Source organism: Thalassolituus sp. UBA6592 (assembly GCF_002433655.1).
Classification (GTDB): domain Bacteria; phylum Pseudomonadota; class Gammaproteobacteria; order Pseudomonadales; family Oceanobacteraceae; genus Venatoribacter.
In genome coordinates this window covers 18032-34863 of record NZ_DJIO01000111.1, presented here as the reverse complement: position 1 = coordinate 34863, position 16832 = coordinate 18032, and the positions used below count along the sequence as shown (strand labels likewise).

The window sequence follows — 16832 nt, the reverse complement described above, 5'->3', positions numbered from 1 at the left end:
AACCGCTTGTACTGCAGCATCTTCCGCCTGCTGCGGACTGTTGTCGTCGCGCTGATCCGTCATATCAGATTCCTGTCAGCCCCATGGCTTCACGCACTTCCCTGAGAGTGGCACGTACTTCATCGCGGGCCTGTTCTGTCCCTTCGCTGAGAATACGCTGCAGCAGCTCCGGGTTTTCTTCGTACTGAGCAGCACGCTCATGAATCGGCGCCTGCTCAGCAATAATGGCTTCCGCCACCGGCTGCTTACATTCCACACAGCCCCAGCCGGCATTACGACATTTGTTCTGTACCTGCTGCTGTGCATCGTCATCCGAATACAACAGGTGCAGCTCCCACACAGGGCAACGCTCCGGTTCACCCGGGTCCGACAGACGGATACGCGCCGGGTCGGTCTGCATGGTACGGATTTTACGTTCGACTTCGGCCGGGTCTTCACGCAGACGGATAATATTGTTGCCGGAGTTGGACATCTTTTCGCCATCCAGACCCGGCATGCGCGCGGTATCCGTGAGGATAGAATGCGGCTCCGTCAGAATGGTTTTGCCCAATCCTTCCAGATAGCCCAGCAGACGTTCTTTCTCCGCCAGTGTCAGACGGCCCCGTTCACGTACAAGCGCTCTTGCTGTTTCCAGCGCGTCTTCATCGCCGTGAGTCTGATGAGCATCCAGCAACTGGCGATACAGCGCACTGCTCTTCTTGCCCAGCTTGTGGATGGCGGCTTCTGCCTGAGCTTCAAAGCCTTCGTCACGGCCGTAGAGGTAGTTGAAGCGACGGGCAACTTCCCGCGCCATTTCTACGTGCGGCTCCTGATCAGCTCCAACCGGCACGACACCGGCACGGAAGGCCATAATATCGGCACCCTGCAACAGCGGATAACCGAGGAAGCCGTAAGTGCCCTGGCTGCGGTCGTGCAGTTTATCCTGCATTTCCTTATAGCCCGGCACCCGTTCCAGCCAGGCGGTCGGCGTTACCATGGAAAGCAGCAGATGCAGCTCAGCCAGCTCCGGAATCTGACTTTGTACAAACAACGTGGCTGAGCCCGGATTAACCCCGGCCGCCAGCCAGTCAATCAGCATGCGCCGTGATGATTCACGGATATTGCCAACGTCTTCGTAGTCCGTGGTCAGCGCATGCCAGTCAGCGATAAAGAAGTAACACTCGTACTCATATTGCATGCGCACCCAGTTTTTCAGTACGCCGTGATAATGACCAAGGTGAATACTGCCGGTCGGGCGCATGCCCGACACTACCCGTCTGTGTGGTTCCACTTATCGGCTCCGCATCAGGCCAGTTTGAAAATGCCAACGGCTTCGCGTACCTGCTCCAGCAAAGGCTTGCTGATGGCACGGGCTTTTTCAGCGCCTTTCTGCAGCTCGGCTTCAATATCCGCCGGACGCGCCAGCAGATCGTTGTAGCGCTCACGGGCTTCGCCGATTTCTTCGTTGATCAGGGCAAACAGTTTTTTCTTGGCATCGCCCCAGCCAATGCCGTCAGCAAATGCCTGACGCATTTCCGCCGTCTGTTCTGCATTGGCAAATGCTTTCCAGATCTGGAACACCACGGAATCGTCCGGATCTTTCGGCTCGCCGGGTTCCAGCAGGTTGGTTTTGATCTTGTTAATGTGCTTCTGCAGCTGCTTTTCCGTCAGAAACAGCGGAATGGTATTGCCGTAACTCTTACTCATCTTACGGCCGTCCAGCCCCTGCAGAACGGCGACGTTATCGTCGACCTGATAATCCGGCAGAGTCAGCAGCGGCTGTTTTTTGCAGAAAATATGGTTAAAGCGCTGAGCGATGTCACGGGCCATTTCCACGTGCTGGATCTGATCCTTGCCGACCGGCACCACGTTGGCACCAAACATCAGGATGTCAGCAGCCATCAGTACCGGGTAGCTGAACAGCCCCATGGTGATTGCTTTATCGGCATCTTCGCCTTCAGCAAGGTTGGCATCCACTGAGGCTTTGTAAGCGTGCGCGCGGTTCATCAGACCTTTGGCACAGACACAGTTGAGTATCCAGGTCAGTTCCGGAATTTCGTGGACATCCGACTGACGATAAAAGGTGGAGTTATCGGTATCCAGTCCGAGTGCCAGCCAGGTAGCAGCGATTTCTTTGCCGGACTGGTGCACAGCGGCAGGATCCTGACTCTTGATCAGAGCATGGTAATCGGCGAGGAAATAAAAGGTTTCGTTGCTGGTATCACGGCTGGCTTCGATGGCCGGGCGAATGGCACCAACATAGTTACCGAGATGGGGGGTGCCTGTGGTTGTGATCCCGGTTAAAACGCGCTTCTTGCTCATACTGGTTACTACTCGTAGATCGTAAAGCGCGAATAATACCGTTTTTGGCCTCAGGTTTCAGTCCTGGGTGGGAATCAGGGGCAAATTTCCTGCCCCTGAAAGCTGCCTTTGGCAGAAGAATGTTTGCCGGTTATGCTCTGAACCGGCACACGACTCAGAGAAAGGCCGAAGCGTCGCCTACGCCCTGACGCGTCACCAGCGGCACTTCATCGGTCATATCAACCACGGTTGTGGCTTCAAAACCGCAGTAACCGCCATCAATCACCAGATCCACATGGTGCTCCAGCGTATCGCGGATATCGTAAGGGTCCGACAGTGGCATATCGTCACCGGGCATAATCAGCGAGCTGGTCATCAGCGGCTCGTTCATTTCTTCCAGCAGAGCCATGGCGATGGCATTTTCCGGCACACGGATACCGATAGTGCGCTTCTTCGGATGCATCAGCAGACGTGGCACTTCACGGGTGGCCGGCAGAATAAAGGTGAAAGCACCCGGCGTGTGCGCTTTCAGCAGGCGATACTGAGTGTTATCGACTTTGGCAAAGGTGGACAACTCCGACAGGTCACGACACAGCAGAGTAAAGTTGTGCTTCGGCCCTAACTGACGCAGGCGCTGAACACGCTCAGTAGCGCTTTTATCGCCAATGCGGCAGGCCAGCGCATAAGCGCAATCGGTGGGAACAACACCCAGCCCACCCTGACGGATGATGTCGGCTGCCTGTTTGATCAGACGGCTTTGCGGGGTTTCGGGGTGAATCTGAAAAAACTGGCTCACAATAGCTCCTTACACCGCTCATCAGTGAACGGCAGATATCCGGCACACAGCAGAATCAGACGGCGTCCTGCCAGCTGTGCCAGACGGGGGTAATCTCTTTCGGGAATGACGGCATCACGCCCAGATCCAGACCAAAACGGTTGGGGCCGTGAAAATCACTGCCACAGGAACCCATCAGCCCGAATTCTTTCGCCAGCTGGCTCATCTGGCCACGCTGGTTATTATCCATCTGACCATAGGCGACTTCGATCGCCCGCCCGCCGGCGTCGATAAAGTCAGTCAGACAGTGACGTAATTTGGTACGCGTCATTTTATACAGATGCGCATGGGCAACAACAGGAATACCGCCAGCCTGAACAATCCATTCCACCGCATCCGCCAGTTCCGGCCAGCCGGTCTTAACATCACCTGGTTTGCCAGCGCCCAGATACTTACTGAAGGCGATGTTCATGGATGGCACTAATTCGCGGTCAATCAGATATTGGGCAAAATGTGGGCGTCCGACCTGGTCACCACCGGCATAAGCCTGCACGTCAGCCAGATTGATCTCATGCTTCAGTCGCTTACTCAGACGTTCAGTAATCACTTCAGAGCGTTTAGCGCGGGCATCAGCCTGAATCGCTTCGGCTTTTTGCATCGCCTCACTGTCCGGATCGAAATTCAGCCCGACCAGATGCACAGTAATACCACCCCAGACGCAGGACAATTCGATGCCAGGTATGAGACGAACATCAAGTTCTCTGGCTTTGCTTTGTGCGCGGCGGAACCCCTCGGCGGTATCGTGGTCGGTAATCGCCAGAGTGCGGATGCCACGCTCGGCTGCACGCGCTACCAGATCTTCCGGCGCTAATTTGCCGTCAGATGCGGTGGAATGGCAATGCAGATCAATATCGGATATCACGTGGACGCTATCTCCCGGTTACGCCATAATCTCTCACCATTGTAATAAGAGTGAAGCCACTAAGCGAATGAAGTTACTCATTGATTTTCTGCCTATTGTTATCTTTTTCCTTGTCTACAAATGGGCACCTGAATTGATCAGCGCTGTCTCGCCACTGCTGTCACCTGAGATGGTGGCAACACTGGAAGCGACCAAACCCATTGTTATCGCCACGGGCGTGCTTATTCCGGCGACCATTATTCAGGTGATTTATCTGCGTGTTACCACCGGCAAAGTGGAAAAAATGCACCTTGTTACCCTGGCACTGGTGGTTATTCTGGGTGGCGCCACCCTGATATCCCAGAACGCAGAATTTCTGATGTGGAAACCAACCATCGTTAACTGGCTGTTTGCTGCGGCATTTCTTGGCACGCAATGGTTCACAGAAAAATCGCTTATCCAGCGTATGATGGAACAGGCTATGACCTTACCTGATCACGTCTGGACACGCCTCAGCTATGCCTGGGTTGCCTTCTTTGTGGTCAGTGGTCTGGCCAATCTGTACGTTGCCTATACTTTTTCAGAAGAATTATGGGTCGATTTCAAACTCTTTGGTTTGCTCGGACTGACCATCCTTTTTATTATCGGCCAGTCTTTATTTTTGTACCGCTATATGAATCATGAGGAGCAGTAAGCATGTGGTATGCGATTATCAGCCAGGACGTTCCCGGCTCTCTTGAACAACGTAAATCAGCACGCCCTGCGCACCTTGAACGCCTGCAGATTTTATCCGATGCCGGCCGCCTGCTGTTGGCCGGGCCACACCCGGCCATTGATTCAGAAGATCCGGGCGAAGCCGGATTTACCGGCAGCCTGGTCGTTGCCGAATTTGCCTCACTGCAGGAAGCACAGAGCTGGGCTGACGAAGATCCGTATGTCGCTGCCGGTGTTTACCAGCAGGTCATCGTGAAGCCGTTCAAAAAAGTATTCTGAGGGAGTTTATCGTGAAAAAACTGTTCATTGTTTTCGCCCTGGTACTCACCTCTGCTGCCGCTCAGGCGGTGGAAAAACGCTATGTCACCGATACTCTGTGGCTGCAGCTGCGCTCTGGCCCAAGTCAGGAATACCGTATCCTTAAAGCCCTGCAAAGCGGCGAGCATCTGATTTTTATTTCTGAAGATGAAGCCACCGGTTACACCAAAGTGAAAACCGATAAAGGCATCGAAGGCTGGGTTCTGACCCGTTTCCTGGAAACTGAACCGGTGGCAAAAGAAAAACTGATTCTGGCCAACCGTGAACTGGAAAAGCTGCAGGCTGAACTGGAAACCGCGCAGAATCAGAAAGCAGAATTTCAGGCCGAAGTGGAACGCCTGAAAAGCGAACGCTCTGGTCTTGGTCGTGAGAACTCAGATCTGGAACAGCAACTGGAACGCATCACCAACATTTCTGAAAATGCCCTGACCCTGGATGAGAAGGTGAAAAAACTCACTCAGCGCAATCAGGATCTGGAAATCCGTCTGGAAACACTGACCGCAGAAAACGAAAGCCTGTCCGATCACCGTCAGCGCACTTTCCTGCTGTATGGTGGCGGCCTTGTGGTGCTGGGTATTATTGCCGGCCTGATTCTGCCTTCCATCCGCGGACGTAAAAACAGCGGCTGGTCCTGAGTATCAGCGATTGAATACGGGGGAGCATAGCTCCCCTTTTTACTGGCCGCAAACCCTGCTGTAATCACTCAGGATTACCAGCGCGGCCAACATAATGAACGGAGAACAGCATGCTCGGTAAAACCTTAAAATCTGTCGCTATCACCATTGCCACCAGCGTTGCCATCGCATTATCGATGCTGCCATCGGCACAGGCTGAAGACGCCGACACAGTGACCATTCTGATGGACACCAGCGCCGGTGACATTGAACTGCAGCTGGATCGCAGCAAAGCCCCCATCACCGTCGACAACTTCCTGACCTATGTCGAAAGCAAACACTATGACGGCACGATATTTCACCGGGTAATTAAAGACTTTATGATTCAGGGCGGTGGTTTTACCCCGGACATGCGTCAGAAAGCTACCCTACCACCGATTAAAAACGAAGCCGACAATGGCCTGAAGAATCTGCGCGGCACCATTTCCATGGCCCGTACCCGCAGCGTTGACAGCGCCACCAGCCAGTTTTTTATTAACGTAAAAGACAACCGTTTCCTGGACAATGGCGTGCGTGACTTTGGTTACGCGGTGTTCGGTAAGGTGACCAAAGGCATGGACGTTGTCGACGCGATCGCCACCACGGCCACCGGCCCGCGCGATCAACCTATGGAAGATATCGTTATTAACGCCGTGACCGTCGTTGAACCTGCCGAATAATCACCACGGACACAAATAAGAACAAAAACGCTTTAAGCGCTTACAACGGTTCAAAGAAGATACAGTAACAAAAGCGGAACCGTGGCAAACGACATCAGCGTCGACATCACTACCATGCCTGCCACGGCTTCCGGCTGACGCTGATAACGCTCGGCAAACAGGTAATTAAATACCGCCACCGGCATGGATGCCTGAATCAGCACAATACCGCGGCCTACGCCCTGCATATCCAGCAACCACACCACAAACAAGCCCACCAACAGACCGCCACCGATTCGCAGCACACTGTACGCCAGCGCCTGTTTCCATTGTTTGACCTGCAGCCTTTGCAAAGACACGCCCAGCGTAATCAACATCAGCGGAATGGTCATACCACCGATCAGCCTGACCGAATTTTCAATCGGTGGCGGCAAACGCCAGCCCTGCCACAACAGAAGCAGGCCGATAAAAATGGCATACAGCACCGGCATTTTAAACAGGCCCGCCACCCCACCAGCCGAACGCCCGCCCGCCAATAATATTCCGGCAGGAAAATGCGCAATCGACAGCACCATAAAAAATGCCAGTGCCAGCGCCAGACCTTCATCACCAAACGCCAGCATACAAACCGGCAGGCCCATATTACCGACGTTAGGAAAAACAAAAGATGGCAGATATGCCCGCACGTCGTGACCCGCCATACGGGGAATCACAACACCAAGCAGGGCCATCATCAGCGCCACCAGAACGCAGGCCAGCGCCGTTTGACGGAAGGCAGTAAGGTCAATTTCCACCGAGCTTAACACCGACAGCATAAGAGCCGGGGCGCCGACATTCAGCACTAAGCGGGAAATAAATTCGGCATCAAAGCCATGGCCGCGACGGGCCCAGAAAAAACCAATGCAGGCACAGACCAACACCGGCGCCATAATGGCAAAAATTTCGGTTATCATGCGCTCATCATACATGCAGCTGCCGGAGTTTACCTTGCCCGACCCGCTTTCTTTCCCCCAGGCACCCGAGCTGAGCTGGCGCGACGATGGCCAGCCGGTTTCGGTTGAATTTGACGATCCCTATTTTTCTGTCGAAAACGGACTGGAAGAAAGCCGTTACGTCTTTCTGCAGCATAATGGTTTGCCTGAACGCTGGGCTGATTGGCAAGGCAGCTTCTGTATCACTGAAACCGGATTCGGCACCGGGCTGAATTTCCTCATGACCTGGCAAAGCTGGCGCCAACATCAGAACCACAAAGATGAGCACCGCTGGCTGCACTTCACCAGCATTGAAAAATTCCCCATGACCCGGGAACAGCTGCAACAGGCGCTGGCGCTCTGGCCTGAACTGCAGGAACTGAGCAGCAAACTGGCCGAACAATATCCGTTACCGGTCGCAGGATTTCATGTACTGCAATGGCCGGAAGAACGCATCAGCCTGACTCTGATCTTCGATGACGTAAAAAGCGCCCTGGCACAACTCACCGGCCCGGTTCACGCCTGGTATCTGGATGGCTTTGCCCCATCCAAAAACCCAACGATGTGGAATGAAGAGCTGTTCGCGGGCATGCGCCGCCTGAGCCTGTTAACAAGCCCGGCCGCGCACAGACATGATCCGCTGACACTGACCAGCGTCGCCACCTTCACCGCTGCCGGTCTGGTGCGCCGTGGTCTGCTGGGCGCAGGCTTTGGTGTAAAACGGGTAAAAGGGTATGGGCGTAAACGCGAAATGGTGTGTGGCTATTACAATCGCCGCAATGGGCCGGAACAGCCGGCCGAAGCCGTTATTCGCCCATGGCAACTCGCGCCGGCGATTCAGCGCGGGCATCGTATTGCGGTTATTGGCGCGGGTCTGGCGGGCGCTACGACCGCGCGCGCTCTGGCTGACCGTGGCTTTGAGGTGACCGTGTTTGATCAGCGCGGCATTGCTCAGGCGGCGTCCGGTAACCCCCAGGGCGGTCTTTACGTCAAACTGGCGGCCAATGATCAGGCCATTCATACCGATTTTTATCTGCAGGCATTTCAGCTGGCGGTGAATACCATGAGCCGCATTCTTGGTCGTGGCGATAGTAATAACCCATACTGGCAGCAATGCGGTGTGCTGCAGCTGGCGTACGACGACAAAGAACAGCAGCGCCAACAGAAATTCAGTACTGCCCGGGCCATGCCGCAAGAGCTGGTTTATGCCCTTGATCAGCAGCAGGCATCAAAGCTGGCCGGCAGCGAACAGAAGCGCGGCGGTCTCTTCTTTCCACAGGCCGGCTGGGTCAGCCCCGCAGACCTTTGCCAAACCCTGCTGCAGCACAGCGGTATCCGTTTTGTGCAGGGCCAGGTATCCGGCCTGAAAAAAGCTGAACACGGCTGGCAGTTTGCAGCGGCAGCAGAAGCCTCTGATGACCGCACGGTCACAGAGCGAAGCCAACAATGGACCTTTGATCAACTGGTTATCTGTACCGCCGCAGATGCGCAGTCACTTTTACCTGACGCCTACCTGCCGGTGAAAACTATTCGCGGCCAGCTGAGCTATCTCAGACCAGAGCTGACCCCTGCTCTGAATACCGTCTTGTGTGGCCGCAGTTATATGGCCCCGGCGCAAAACGGCCGGCTGGTTCTCGGAGCAACCTATAACCTGCGCGATGATGAAAACAGCCTGCGTGACACGGATCATCAGACCAATCTGAATCACCTGAGTGATTTCGGTCCGCAATGGCAGCAATTGGCTGACAATTCCCGGCTGGATGCCGTTCAGGGCGGCCGCGTTGGCTTCCGCTGTACCACGCCGGACTATCTGCCCATGACAGGTCCAGTGCCCGATACCCGGGCCTTTATCCGCACCTATTCGCCCATGGTGCAGAACGCCAAACGTATTCCGGCGAAGCCTGTTCCGAATCTCAATGGCTTATGGCTGAATATCGGGCACGGCTCCCGCGGACTGGCATCAGGCCCTCTGTGTGCGGCACTGCTGGCAGCTCAGATCAGCGGTGACAGCCTGCCGGTATCAGCTGGCGTGGCTGAAGCCCTGTGGCCCGGAAGATTTCTGTTGCGGGATATGGTGCGACGGAAACTGCCGCCGCAACTGACAGAATAAAAGCAGCACTCAGCGCAGGCGCGCTGAAGCACCGACATATCATTCCATTGCGAGCAGTCAGCCCTGGAAATAAAAGATGGGTTGGGATTGTTTGGGGTGGAATGACGGGGTCAGACGACGCGTTTCATCTGCCTTTTACGCTCCGCCAGTTCACGTTCTTTGACCACCTTCTGACGGGCGTTCTCTGATTCTTCCCGAATCTGGCGCATGGTACCGGCCAGCGCTTCACAACAGCGGCGGATCTCTGCCAACTGTGCTTTCATTGCATCAATATCACCAACGGCCTGACGTATTCTGCGCTTAATCTGTTGATGCTGAATATCATTCATCGGAACCACCAGCCCAGCCATGACGGCGAAGTACCTGTACCATTTCAATGTGGCAGGTCTGGCTGGCGGGGTCAAATAAAAGTGTCGCCTCTGATCGTTCCAGCTGGCGCAGGACATGGGCCTTTTTATCGGCCAGAGAATAGCTGTAATCCCCGTAATCCGTGCCCTCGCGGGTCACAAATTCTTCCAGAATGGCATCCAGCGCCTCGCTGCTTAGACGCTGGTACGGTACTTCAATCACGCCATCCTGAGGGCTTTCGTCCTCCGGTGGCTGACCAAATTCCGTGGTCGGGCGGAAATCATCAGACGGCAAAGCCGGCCTCCCGTTCCCATTCACAGTTCATACGCAGTTCGGCATCGGATGGCGCATGGCCCAGCTCCGCGTGCCAGTTAAAGGTATGCTTACCCGATAACTCGGTTTCCAGATGAATCGTGGCTGAAACCCAGTACATACTCTTCAGCAGAGTTTCAAACTGGCGCAGCCAATGTTCCCATTCATACTCCACGGCCTTGTACGAGGCCGCGAACTGAATCAACTGGGTATGGTAAGTACCGCTGAAAATATCATCGCCAGGCATGGAGAACATTTCCCGGCACAGCAGTGACCAGTCGTCATCAACACCGGAAGGCAAAGCCTGTATCGCACTCAGATTAGAGCGACGCTGCAGCCGGGCGGTAAACTCGTCGGCGGCGGGGGCATGGCGGATCACCCCATAAACTATGGATTCCTGATCAAACGCAGACACGAAAAATCCTTACAACTGAATGCAGTCAGCATCATAACCGAAAGTGACAAAAACAAAAACGGCGCATTATGCGCCGTTAGGAGTATTGCAGAATCTGCTGTTTAAGGATTGAGAGCAGCGTCACTTATGCAACACATCGATGATCCGCTGGCGCACAAATTTGCCCGGCGCATCTTCAATAACCTCCAGCTCCCCACTGCCCGGCTGGCGCGCAGGAATTTCGTCCATATCCCCCTGGGTAAGTACCCACTTCTGCCAGTCAGACCACCACGAGCCATCATGCCGCTCACTGTCCTGATACCATTCATCCGGATCAGCCGGCAATTTGTCGTTGGTCCAGAAGCCGTATTTATTTTTAACCGGTGGGTTAACAATCCCGGCAATGTGCCCGGAGCCACCCAGAACGAAGCGGGTATTCTTCGCGCCACCAAGTACCTGCGCACCTTTGTACGTCGCCTTCCACAGCGCAATATGATCCTGGGCTGCAGAGACGAAATAAGCCGGTGCTTTGATGGCGCTGATATCTATCTTCACGCCGTCCAGCTCAATCACATTTTTTTCGACCAGCTCATTGTACAGATACATATGACGCAGATAGTAACCGTGCATACGCGCCGGCAGGTTCGTGCTGTCAGTATTCCAGTACAACAGATCAAAGGCTGCCGGACGCTCACCCATCAGGTAATTATTGATAAAGAATGACCAGAACAGATCATTCTCGCGCAGGGTATTAAAACTGAACGACATCTGTCGGCCATCGTAGTAGCCCAGCATATTCATCTGTTTTTCCAGCGCGGAGATAGCCGTTTCATTAATGAAAACGCCGATTTCACCCGGCATGGAAAAATCTATAAGCGTCGCCATAAAGGTCGCGGACTTAATACAGTCACGGCGCTTTTTCTGCAAATAAGACAGGGTCGTTGCAAGCAAGGTACCACCGACGCAGTAACCAATGGCGTTAACTTCTTTTTCACCGGTGGCTTTTTCAATCGCATCAATGGCAGCGACCGGGCCTTCCAGCACATAATTATCAAAGCCCTTATCTTTCAGAGAAGGACCAGCGTTAACCCAGGAAATACAGAATACTGTGTGTCCCTGATCGGTCAGCCACTTAAGGAAGGAATTTTCCTCACGCAGATCGAGAATATAATATTTATTAATAAATGGCGGCACGACCAGCAACGGTCGCTTAAACGTTTTTTCTGTGGTTGGCGTATACTGAATCAGCTGCATAATATCGTTCTGATAAACCACCTTACCCGGGGTTACCGCGATATTGCGCCCAACCTGAAAAGCACTGGTATCTGTCATGGCGACGTTCAGTGCACCCTGCACGCTGTCGTCCATATCTTTCATCAGCTGTGCCATCCCATTGAGCAGATTAGCACCACCGGTTTCCATGGTTTTACGGATAACTTCCGGGTTCAGTCCCGGGAAATTATTCGGTGCCAGCGCATTAACATACTGGCGCACCAGGTATTCCACTTTCTGCCTGGCATGCTCGCTGATGCCATCAGTATTTTTAATAATGTCCATCAGGGAGTTCGACTGCAGCAGGTAGAGCTGCTTGATATAGTCGAAGACCGGATTCTCCGTCCATTCACCGTCTTTAAAGCGCTTGTCACCCTGCTCAGGACAAACAACATCTTCGCTTTGCTTACCCAAAAATCTGAGCACTGTCGTCTGGTATATTTCCTGTTGTTTTTTCAGCATTCCCATCTGGGTCGCCATCACCCTGCCAGGGTCTTTCGCCAGTGCATCACCAAACTCACGCATGGCTTCTGAGAAATCAGTCAGTACTGAGGCGGCAGGATCCTCGGCGGAAGTCGGACGGCTGATGGCTTTGGTCAAAACATTTCCGTAATGTTCGGCCATGTGGCCTGCCATATCATAAAAATCACTGACTGCCTTTTCGATGTTTTCTATGGATTCCTTTGGCGCGGTCATAATCTACCTGTAAAAATAAAGCCGGTTGAATTAAAAAAGGCCACCGGGTGGTGGCCTTTGATATCAGACAATATCAGGCTGCAGACTTGGCTTTGGCTGCCGGTTTGGTACTGGCAGTGGCAGCAGCAGAAGAGCGGGCCTCTTCCATAACGCCTTCTACCTGAGTTTTGAACTCCATGGCCATATCGGACAGCGCCTTGGCGTCATCCATAATTTTTTTATTCATAGCCGACATGCTTTCTGCCTGAGCGGCAGTGTAGGACTGCATTGAGTCAACGTCTTTCACTTCAGACGCTTTCTTCATCTGATCGATGCTCATCTCCGCATAAGACTTAATCGCATTCAGTTGAAATTCGGTCAACTTCTCCATATTGCTGACAAACAAACTATTAAACTTCGCCATTGGCTCGTACATAGTTTTAGCCTGTTCGGTAAATGCATTCAGAATGTTCTCTTGCATAGTCTTGCTCCTTCAAAAGTCCAGTACCGGTATCGGCGACACATGAAGTGTAAGACGTAACGTCTTACAATAGAATGACAATAAACAATCTCTTTCAGTATTTTTCCAGTAAATTAAGTATTTCTTCGTACGTTAAAAAACCAGACTGAACAATGCGGCCAATAGTGTCCTTTATTGACCTATTTCTTCTCACTCCCTCCCTGCCCGGCCATCAGTTTGAACATCATGTTCTGAAACTGTGAAACTGCATTCATGCTTTCATTAAACATTGGCTGATAGAGGCTGACAGGATCATAACCTTCCTCTCCGGATTTCATTTTCTCCAGCACGGTGTTAAAAAATTCCTGCTGAAATTCATGCACTTCCGGCAATCCGAGTACTTTACGGAACTCTTCTGGCGTCATATCGAACGTGACATTAATTTTCATATCAATTTCCTTCCTGCTTAAAGCGTAGCACCAATATAATATTCTGCTTGTTTTTTGTTTCAATTTGTTTCAGACCTGAAGATAAACGTAACTAAAAGTAAAGCAACGACCGATACCAGGCCCGCAAGAACAAATACCTCACTGCCGCCGAGTACATTCCACAGTGATCCACTCAGCCAGGCGCCAATGGCGGAGCCCATACCAAAGCCGATACTGGAATAAAGAGCCTGCCCCTGTCCCTGCATAGCCGCCGGGAAAAACATCTGCACATAGCGCATGGCGACAACATGCATAGCACCGAAACTGAATGCATGCATCAGCTGAGCCATCACCAGAACAACAACACTGCCCGGTACCAACGCAATCAGCAACCAGCGGATACTGGTCAGCAGCAGACTGACTACACACCAGTTCTTCAGCGACAGCCGCTCCGCAAGGTGACGGAATTGCCAGAACAGAATCACCTCAGCGGCAACACCGACGGCCCACAACAAACCGATCTGCCAGCTCTGATAACTGAGACTTTCCAGATAAATACTGAAGAAAGTGTAATAAGGTCCGTGGCTGATCTGCAGCAGTACAGTCATCAGAATAAACAGCACAACCGGACCCTGCCCGGCAATACGTAAAAAACCGTCGCCTTCGTGAAATTCCCGGACATGCCCTGTGCTTGCAGGCATCAGCCAGCTGTTCAGCACGATGCCGCTCATCAGCAGCAACATAATGAAGGGCAGCAAGGCCACGGAGAACAGATCAAAAAGGTAGCCAGCCAGCAGCACCAGAACGATAAAGCCCACGGAGCCCCAGACCCGAATACGACTGTACAGTCCGATCTGATTCCCCAGCGCGCGCATGGTGATGGCTTCGTATTGCGGCAACATGGCGGCCCAGAAAAAACCATAGCCGAGCATCACCAGCAATACAGAGCTGAAACTGTCCGCCTGCCAGATAAAAACAAAGCACAACAACGTCAGACTGCCAGCCAGACGCACCATATGGACCGGGGAAGGAAAAAGCGGACCCAGCGCTGCCCAGAGATTCGGGGCCGCAACCCGCACCAGGCCAAAGCCGGCCATCAGCAGACCGATATCTTCAGCGGCAAAATCCCGGTTCTGCAGGTACAGCCCCCAGTAAGGCGCGATACAGCCGAGCAGCGCAAAATAGAGAACATAAAACAGCGACAGGCGCGCCATGGGAGGGTTCTGCACTTCCACAGTTTTTCCGGAAACAGGCGTTGGTTGAGCCGGCACTTAGTCTCTCCGTGTAAACGCAGGCCAAAAAAAGCCACCCATGAGGGTGGCATTTTTCATTATATCTGGCCGGGTAACACCGGTGTTTCGCAATGCACATCGGCGTTCTGACCACGATGCCGGATCAGATGGTCGGCCAGTACCATGGCCAGCATGGCTTCTGCAATCGGTGTCGCACGGATGCCCACACAAGGGTCATGACGACCTTTAGTGACCACTTCTATCGGATTGCCGTCAGAGTCCACGGACTGTCCAGGAATCACCAGACTGGAAGTCGGCTTCAGCGCCAGATGGGCAATGATGTCCTGACCGGTGGAAATACCGCCAAGAATGCCGCCGGCATGATTGCTGAGAAAACCCTGCGGAGACATTTCATCGCGGTGCTCGGTGCCTTTCTGCTCAACGCAGGCAAAACCATCACCGATTTCCACGCCTTTGACCGCGTTGATACTCATCAGTGCGTGGGCAATTTCAGCATCCAGACGATCAAAGATAGGCTCACCCAGACCCGGCATCAGGCCACTGGCAACCACAGTAATTTTAGCGCCAACCGAGTTGCCTTCTTTACGCAGCGCGGTCATGTATTCTTCCATTTCCGCCACCTTACCGGCATCCGGACAGAAGAACGGATTCTGTTCTACCTGATCCCAATCAAACTGCTCCGCCTTAATCGGACCCAGCTGAGACAGATAACCACGTACCTGAATGCCTTTGGCCGCCAGCACTTTTTTGGCGACAGCACCGGCCGCTACGCGCATGGCTGTTTCACGGGCAGACGAACGGCCACCACCACGGTAATCACGGAAGCCGTACTTCTGGGTGTAAGCATAATCGGCGTGGGCCGGACGGAAAGTTTTGGCAATATTGGAATAATCTTTGGAGCGCTGATCGGTGTTTTCGATCAACAGGCCAATCGCGGTACCCGTGGTTTTACCCTCAAATACGCCGGACAGAATTTTTACTTCATCCGCTTCACGACGCTGAGTGGTATAACGCGAGGTACCCGGTTTGCGGCGGTCGAGATCAATCTGCAGATCCGCTTCACTCAGTTCAATGCCCGGAGGACAACCGTCGATAATGGCACCCAATGCCAGGCCATGACTTTCACCAAAAGTGGTGACAGTAAAATTCTTGCCAAAAGTATTTCCGGACATAACCTATCCCGTCGTTATCGTAATTCGCTGTTTTGTTCTGCGCTGTTCTTCACTCAGGCACATCATTATGGAGGGTCATCTGCATTCAGCAGAAACCGTCCAGATCTTTTGCCTGCAGTACAAATACCCCGTGGCCACCGCGTTCAAACTCCGGCCATACAAAAGGCAATTGCGGATAAGCCGCCGCCAGTGCCGGCCAGCTGTTACCCACTTCAACCACCAGAAGTCCGTCATCATGCAGATACTGACGGGCTTCTTTTAACATAATTCTGACCAGATCCAGACCATCGTCCCCGGCCGCCAGTGCCAGTTCCGGCTCATGGTGATACTCATCCGGCAAGCTGTTCATATCATCAGCGTCCACGTACGGTGGATTGGAGACGATGAGATCGTACTTACCGGATGCGGCGGCAAACAGATCCGACTGCAGTGCCATCACCCGGTCAGACACCTGATGGCCCATGATATTTTCGTCGGCCACTTCCAGCGCATCAAAGGAAATATCCAGTAACTCGACCTCGGCCTGCTCAAACTGATGCGCACAGGCAATACCGATACAACCACTGCCGGTACAGAGATCCAGAATGCGTTGCGGTGCCGGCTTACCGTCCGCTACAGCGCCCTGCCACCAGGGCGCAAAGCTTTGTTCAATCATCTGGCCGATCGGTGAACGTGGAATCAGTACGCGTTCATCAACCACATAAGGCTGACCACAGAACCAGGCAACGCCCAGCAGGTAAGGCGCTGGCACGCGCTGCTCAATGCGGATCAGCAGGAGTTCAATAACCGCCAGACGTTCGCTGCGGGTAAGGTGGGCGCTGTGCCACTGGGGCTGAAGATTCCACGGAAGATTGAGCGCGTGGGTAACCAACAGCGCGGCTTCGTCCCAGGGATTATCTGTGCCGTGGCCGAAGTAGATGCCGGCCTCATTCATACGGCTGACCGACCAGCGGATCATATCGGCAATGGTGTGCAGTTCGTCGGCGGCTTCTTCAGCCATCTGGCGAATGTCGATCATAGTCTGTGGACAGCCCTGTTAAAAGCGCGCAGTTTACCTTTTTTACGCGCTCAGAGCATCTGCTTTCCCGCTCAGGCGGCGGGATGCGTCAGGCGTTGCAGCAAAAAAGCCTTCGGCGG

The 16832-nt window shown here is 53.4% G+C and carries 19 protein-coding genes; 5 read left to right on the top strand and 14 right to left on the bottom strand.

All coding sequences use genetic code 11. The features are described 5' to 3' along the window. Nucleotides 1-64: 64 nt before the first annotated feature. From B2Z72_RS10380 to B2Z72_RS10365, 4 genes are all read right to left on the bottom strand, one after another. Complete coding sequence (locus B2Z72_RS10380; protein ID WP_296985863.1) at nucleotides 65-1270, bottom strand: tryptophan--tRNA ligase; 1206 nt, start codon at nucleotides 1268-1270, stop codon at nucleotides 65-67. Between the two features lie 14 nt (nucleotides 1271-1284). After that, entirely contained in the window at nucleotides 1285-2301 is a 1017-nt protein-coding gene (trpS, locus tag B2Z72_RS10375; protein ID WP_296985861.1) for a tryptophan--tRNA ligase, read from the bottom strand. A 154-nt stretch (nucleotides 2302-2455) separates the two neighbouring features. Further along, nucleotides 2456-3076: an L-threonylcarbamoyladenylate synthase gene (locus B2Z72_RS10370; RefSeq protein ID WP_296985859.1), complete on the bottom strand. Its 621-nt coding sequence runs from the start codon at nucleotides 3074-3076 to the stop codon at nucleotides 2456-2458. Nucleotides 3077-3131: 55 nt separating this feature from the next. After that, a complete protein-coding gene (locus B2Z72_RS10365; RefSeq protein ID WP_296985858.1) occupies nucleotides 3132-3977 on the bottom strand; it encodes a PHP domain-containing protein in 846 nt (281 codons plus the stop codon). A 67-nt stretch (nucleotides 3978-4044) separates the two neighbouring features. Between B2Z72_RS10365 and B2Z72_RS10360 the strand changes: the two genes are divergently transcribed. From B2Z72_RS10360 to B2Z72_RS10345, 4 genes are all read left to right on the top strand, one after another. Then, complete coding sequence (locus B2Z72_RS10360) at nucleotides 4045-4650, top strand: septation protein A (RefSeq protein WP_296985856.1); 606 nt, start codon at nucleotides 4045-4047, stop codon at nucleotides 4648-4650. 2 nt (nucleotides 4651-4652) lie between these two features. Continuing rightward, entirely contained in the window at nucleotides 4653-4949 is a 297-nt protein-coding gene (locus B2Z72_RS10355; protein WP_296985854.1) for a YciI family protein, read from the top strand. Nucleotides 4950-4960: 11 nt separating this feature from the next. Then, nucleotides 4961-5623 carry a TIGR04211 family SH3 domain-containing protein gene (locus B2Z72_RS10350; protein WP_296985852.1) on the top strand — a complete coding sequence of 221 codons (663 nt, stop codon included), beginning with the start codon at nucleotides 4961-4963 and terminating at the stop codon, nucleotides 5621-5623. Between the two features lie 110 nt (nucleotides 5624-5733). Further along, nucleotides 5734-6321, top strand: a complete 588-nt coding sequence (locus tag B2Z72_RS10345) for a peptidylprolyl isomerase (RefSeq protein ID WP_349676760.1) — start codon at nucleotides 5734-5736, stop codon at nucleotides 6319-6321. 50 nt (nucleotides 6322-6371) lie between these two features. Here the strand turns inward: B2Z72_RS10345 and B2Z72_RS10340 are convergent, their stop codons facing one another. Further along, entirely contained in the window at nucleotides 6372-7253 is an 882-nt protein-coding gene (locus B2Z72_RS10340) for an AEC family transporter (RefSeq protein ID WP_297004740.1), read from the bottom strand. Between B2Z72_RS10340 and mnmC the strand changes: the two genes are divergently transcribed. Beyond that, nucleotides 7231-9381, top strand: a complete 2151-nt coding sequence (gene mnmC, locus B2Z72_RS10335; protein WP_297004737.1) for a bifunctional tRNA (5-methylaminomethyl-2-thiouridine)(34)-methyltransferase MnmD/FAD-dependent 5-carboxymethylaminomethyl-2-thiouridine(34) oxidoreductase MnmC — start codon at nucleotides 7231-7233, stop codon at nucleotides 9379-9381. The genes B2Z72_RS10340 and mnmC overlap by 23 nt on opposite strands. A 110-nt stretch (nucleotides 9382-9491) precedes the next feature. On the opposite strand, the gene B2Z72_RS10330 is transcribed toward mnmC, so the two are convergent. The 9 genes from B2Z72_RS10330 to prmB form a co-directional block, all read right to left on the bottom strand. Continuing rightward, on the bottom strand, nucleotides 9492-9710 hold the full coding sequence (locus tag B2Z72_RS10330) for a hypothetical protein (protein ID WP_296983411.1): 219 nt from the start codon (nucleotides 9708-9710) through the stop codon (nucleotides 9492-9494). Further along, nucleotides 9703-10023 (bottom strand): YheU family protein, encoded by a 321-nt coding sequence (locus tag B2Z72_RS10325; RefSeq protein ID WP_296983412.1) that lies wholly within the window; start codon nucleotides 10021-10023, stop codon nucleotides 9703-9705. Before B2Z72_RS10325 ends, B2Z72_RS10330 begins: the two co-directional genes overlap by 8 nt. Continuing rightward, a complete protein-coding gene (locus tag B2Z72_RS10320; protein WP_296983413.1) occupies nucleotides 10013-10456 on the bottom strand; it encodes a hypothetical protein in 444 nt (147 codons plus the stop codon). Before B2Z72_RS10320 ends, B2Z72_RS10325 begins: the two co-directional genes overlap by 11 nt. A 120-nt stretch (nucleotides 10457-10576) precedes the next feature. Continuing rightward, a complete protein-coding gene (gene phaC / locus B2Z72_RS10315) occupies nucleotides 10577-12403 on the bottom strand; it encodes a class I poly(R)-hydroxyalkanoic acid synthase (protein WP_296983415.1) in 1827 nt (608 codons plus the stop codon). 73 nt (nucleotides 12404-12476) lie between these two features. Next, nucleotides 12477-12863, bottom strand: coding sequence for a phasin family protein (locus B2Z72_RS10310; RefSeq protein ID WP_296983416.1), 387 nt, complete (start codon nucleotides 12861-12863; stop codon nucleotides 12477-12479). Between the two features lie 179 nt (nucleotides 12864-13042). Then, nucleotides 13043-13291, bottom strand: a complete 249-nt coding sequence (locus B2Z72_RS10305) for a hypothetical protein (protein WP_296983417.1) — start codon at nucleotides 13289-13291, stop codon at nucleotides 13043-13045. A 59-nt stretch (nucleotides 13292-13350) separates the two neighbouring features. Continuing rightward, complete coding sequence (locus B2Z72_RS10300) at nucleotides 13351-14505, bottom strand: MFS transporter (RefSeq protein ID WP_296983418.1); 1155 nt, start codon at nucleotides 14503-14505, stop codon at nucleotides 13351-13353. 95 nt (nucleotides 14506-14600) lie between these two features. Then, nucleotides 14601-15695 (bottom strand): chorismate synthase, encoded by a 1095-nt coding sequence (gene aroC / locus B2Z72_RS10295; protein WP_296983420.1) that lies wholly within the window; start codon nucleotides 15693-15695, stop codon nucleotides 14601-14603. 85 nt (nucleotides 15696-15780) lie between these two features. Beyond that, nucleotides 15781-16713: a 50S ribosomal protein L3 N(5)-glutamine methyltransferase gene (gene prmB, locus B2Z72_RS10290; RefSeq protein WP_296983422.1), complete on the bottom strand. Its 933-nt coding sequence runs from the start codon at nucleotides 16711-16713 to the stop codon at nucleotides 15781-15783. Nucleotides 16714-16832: the final 119 nt, after the last annotated feature.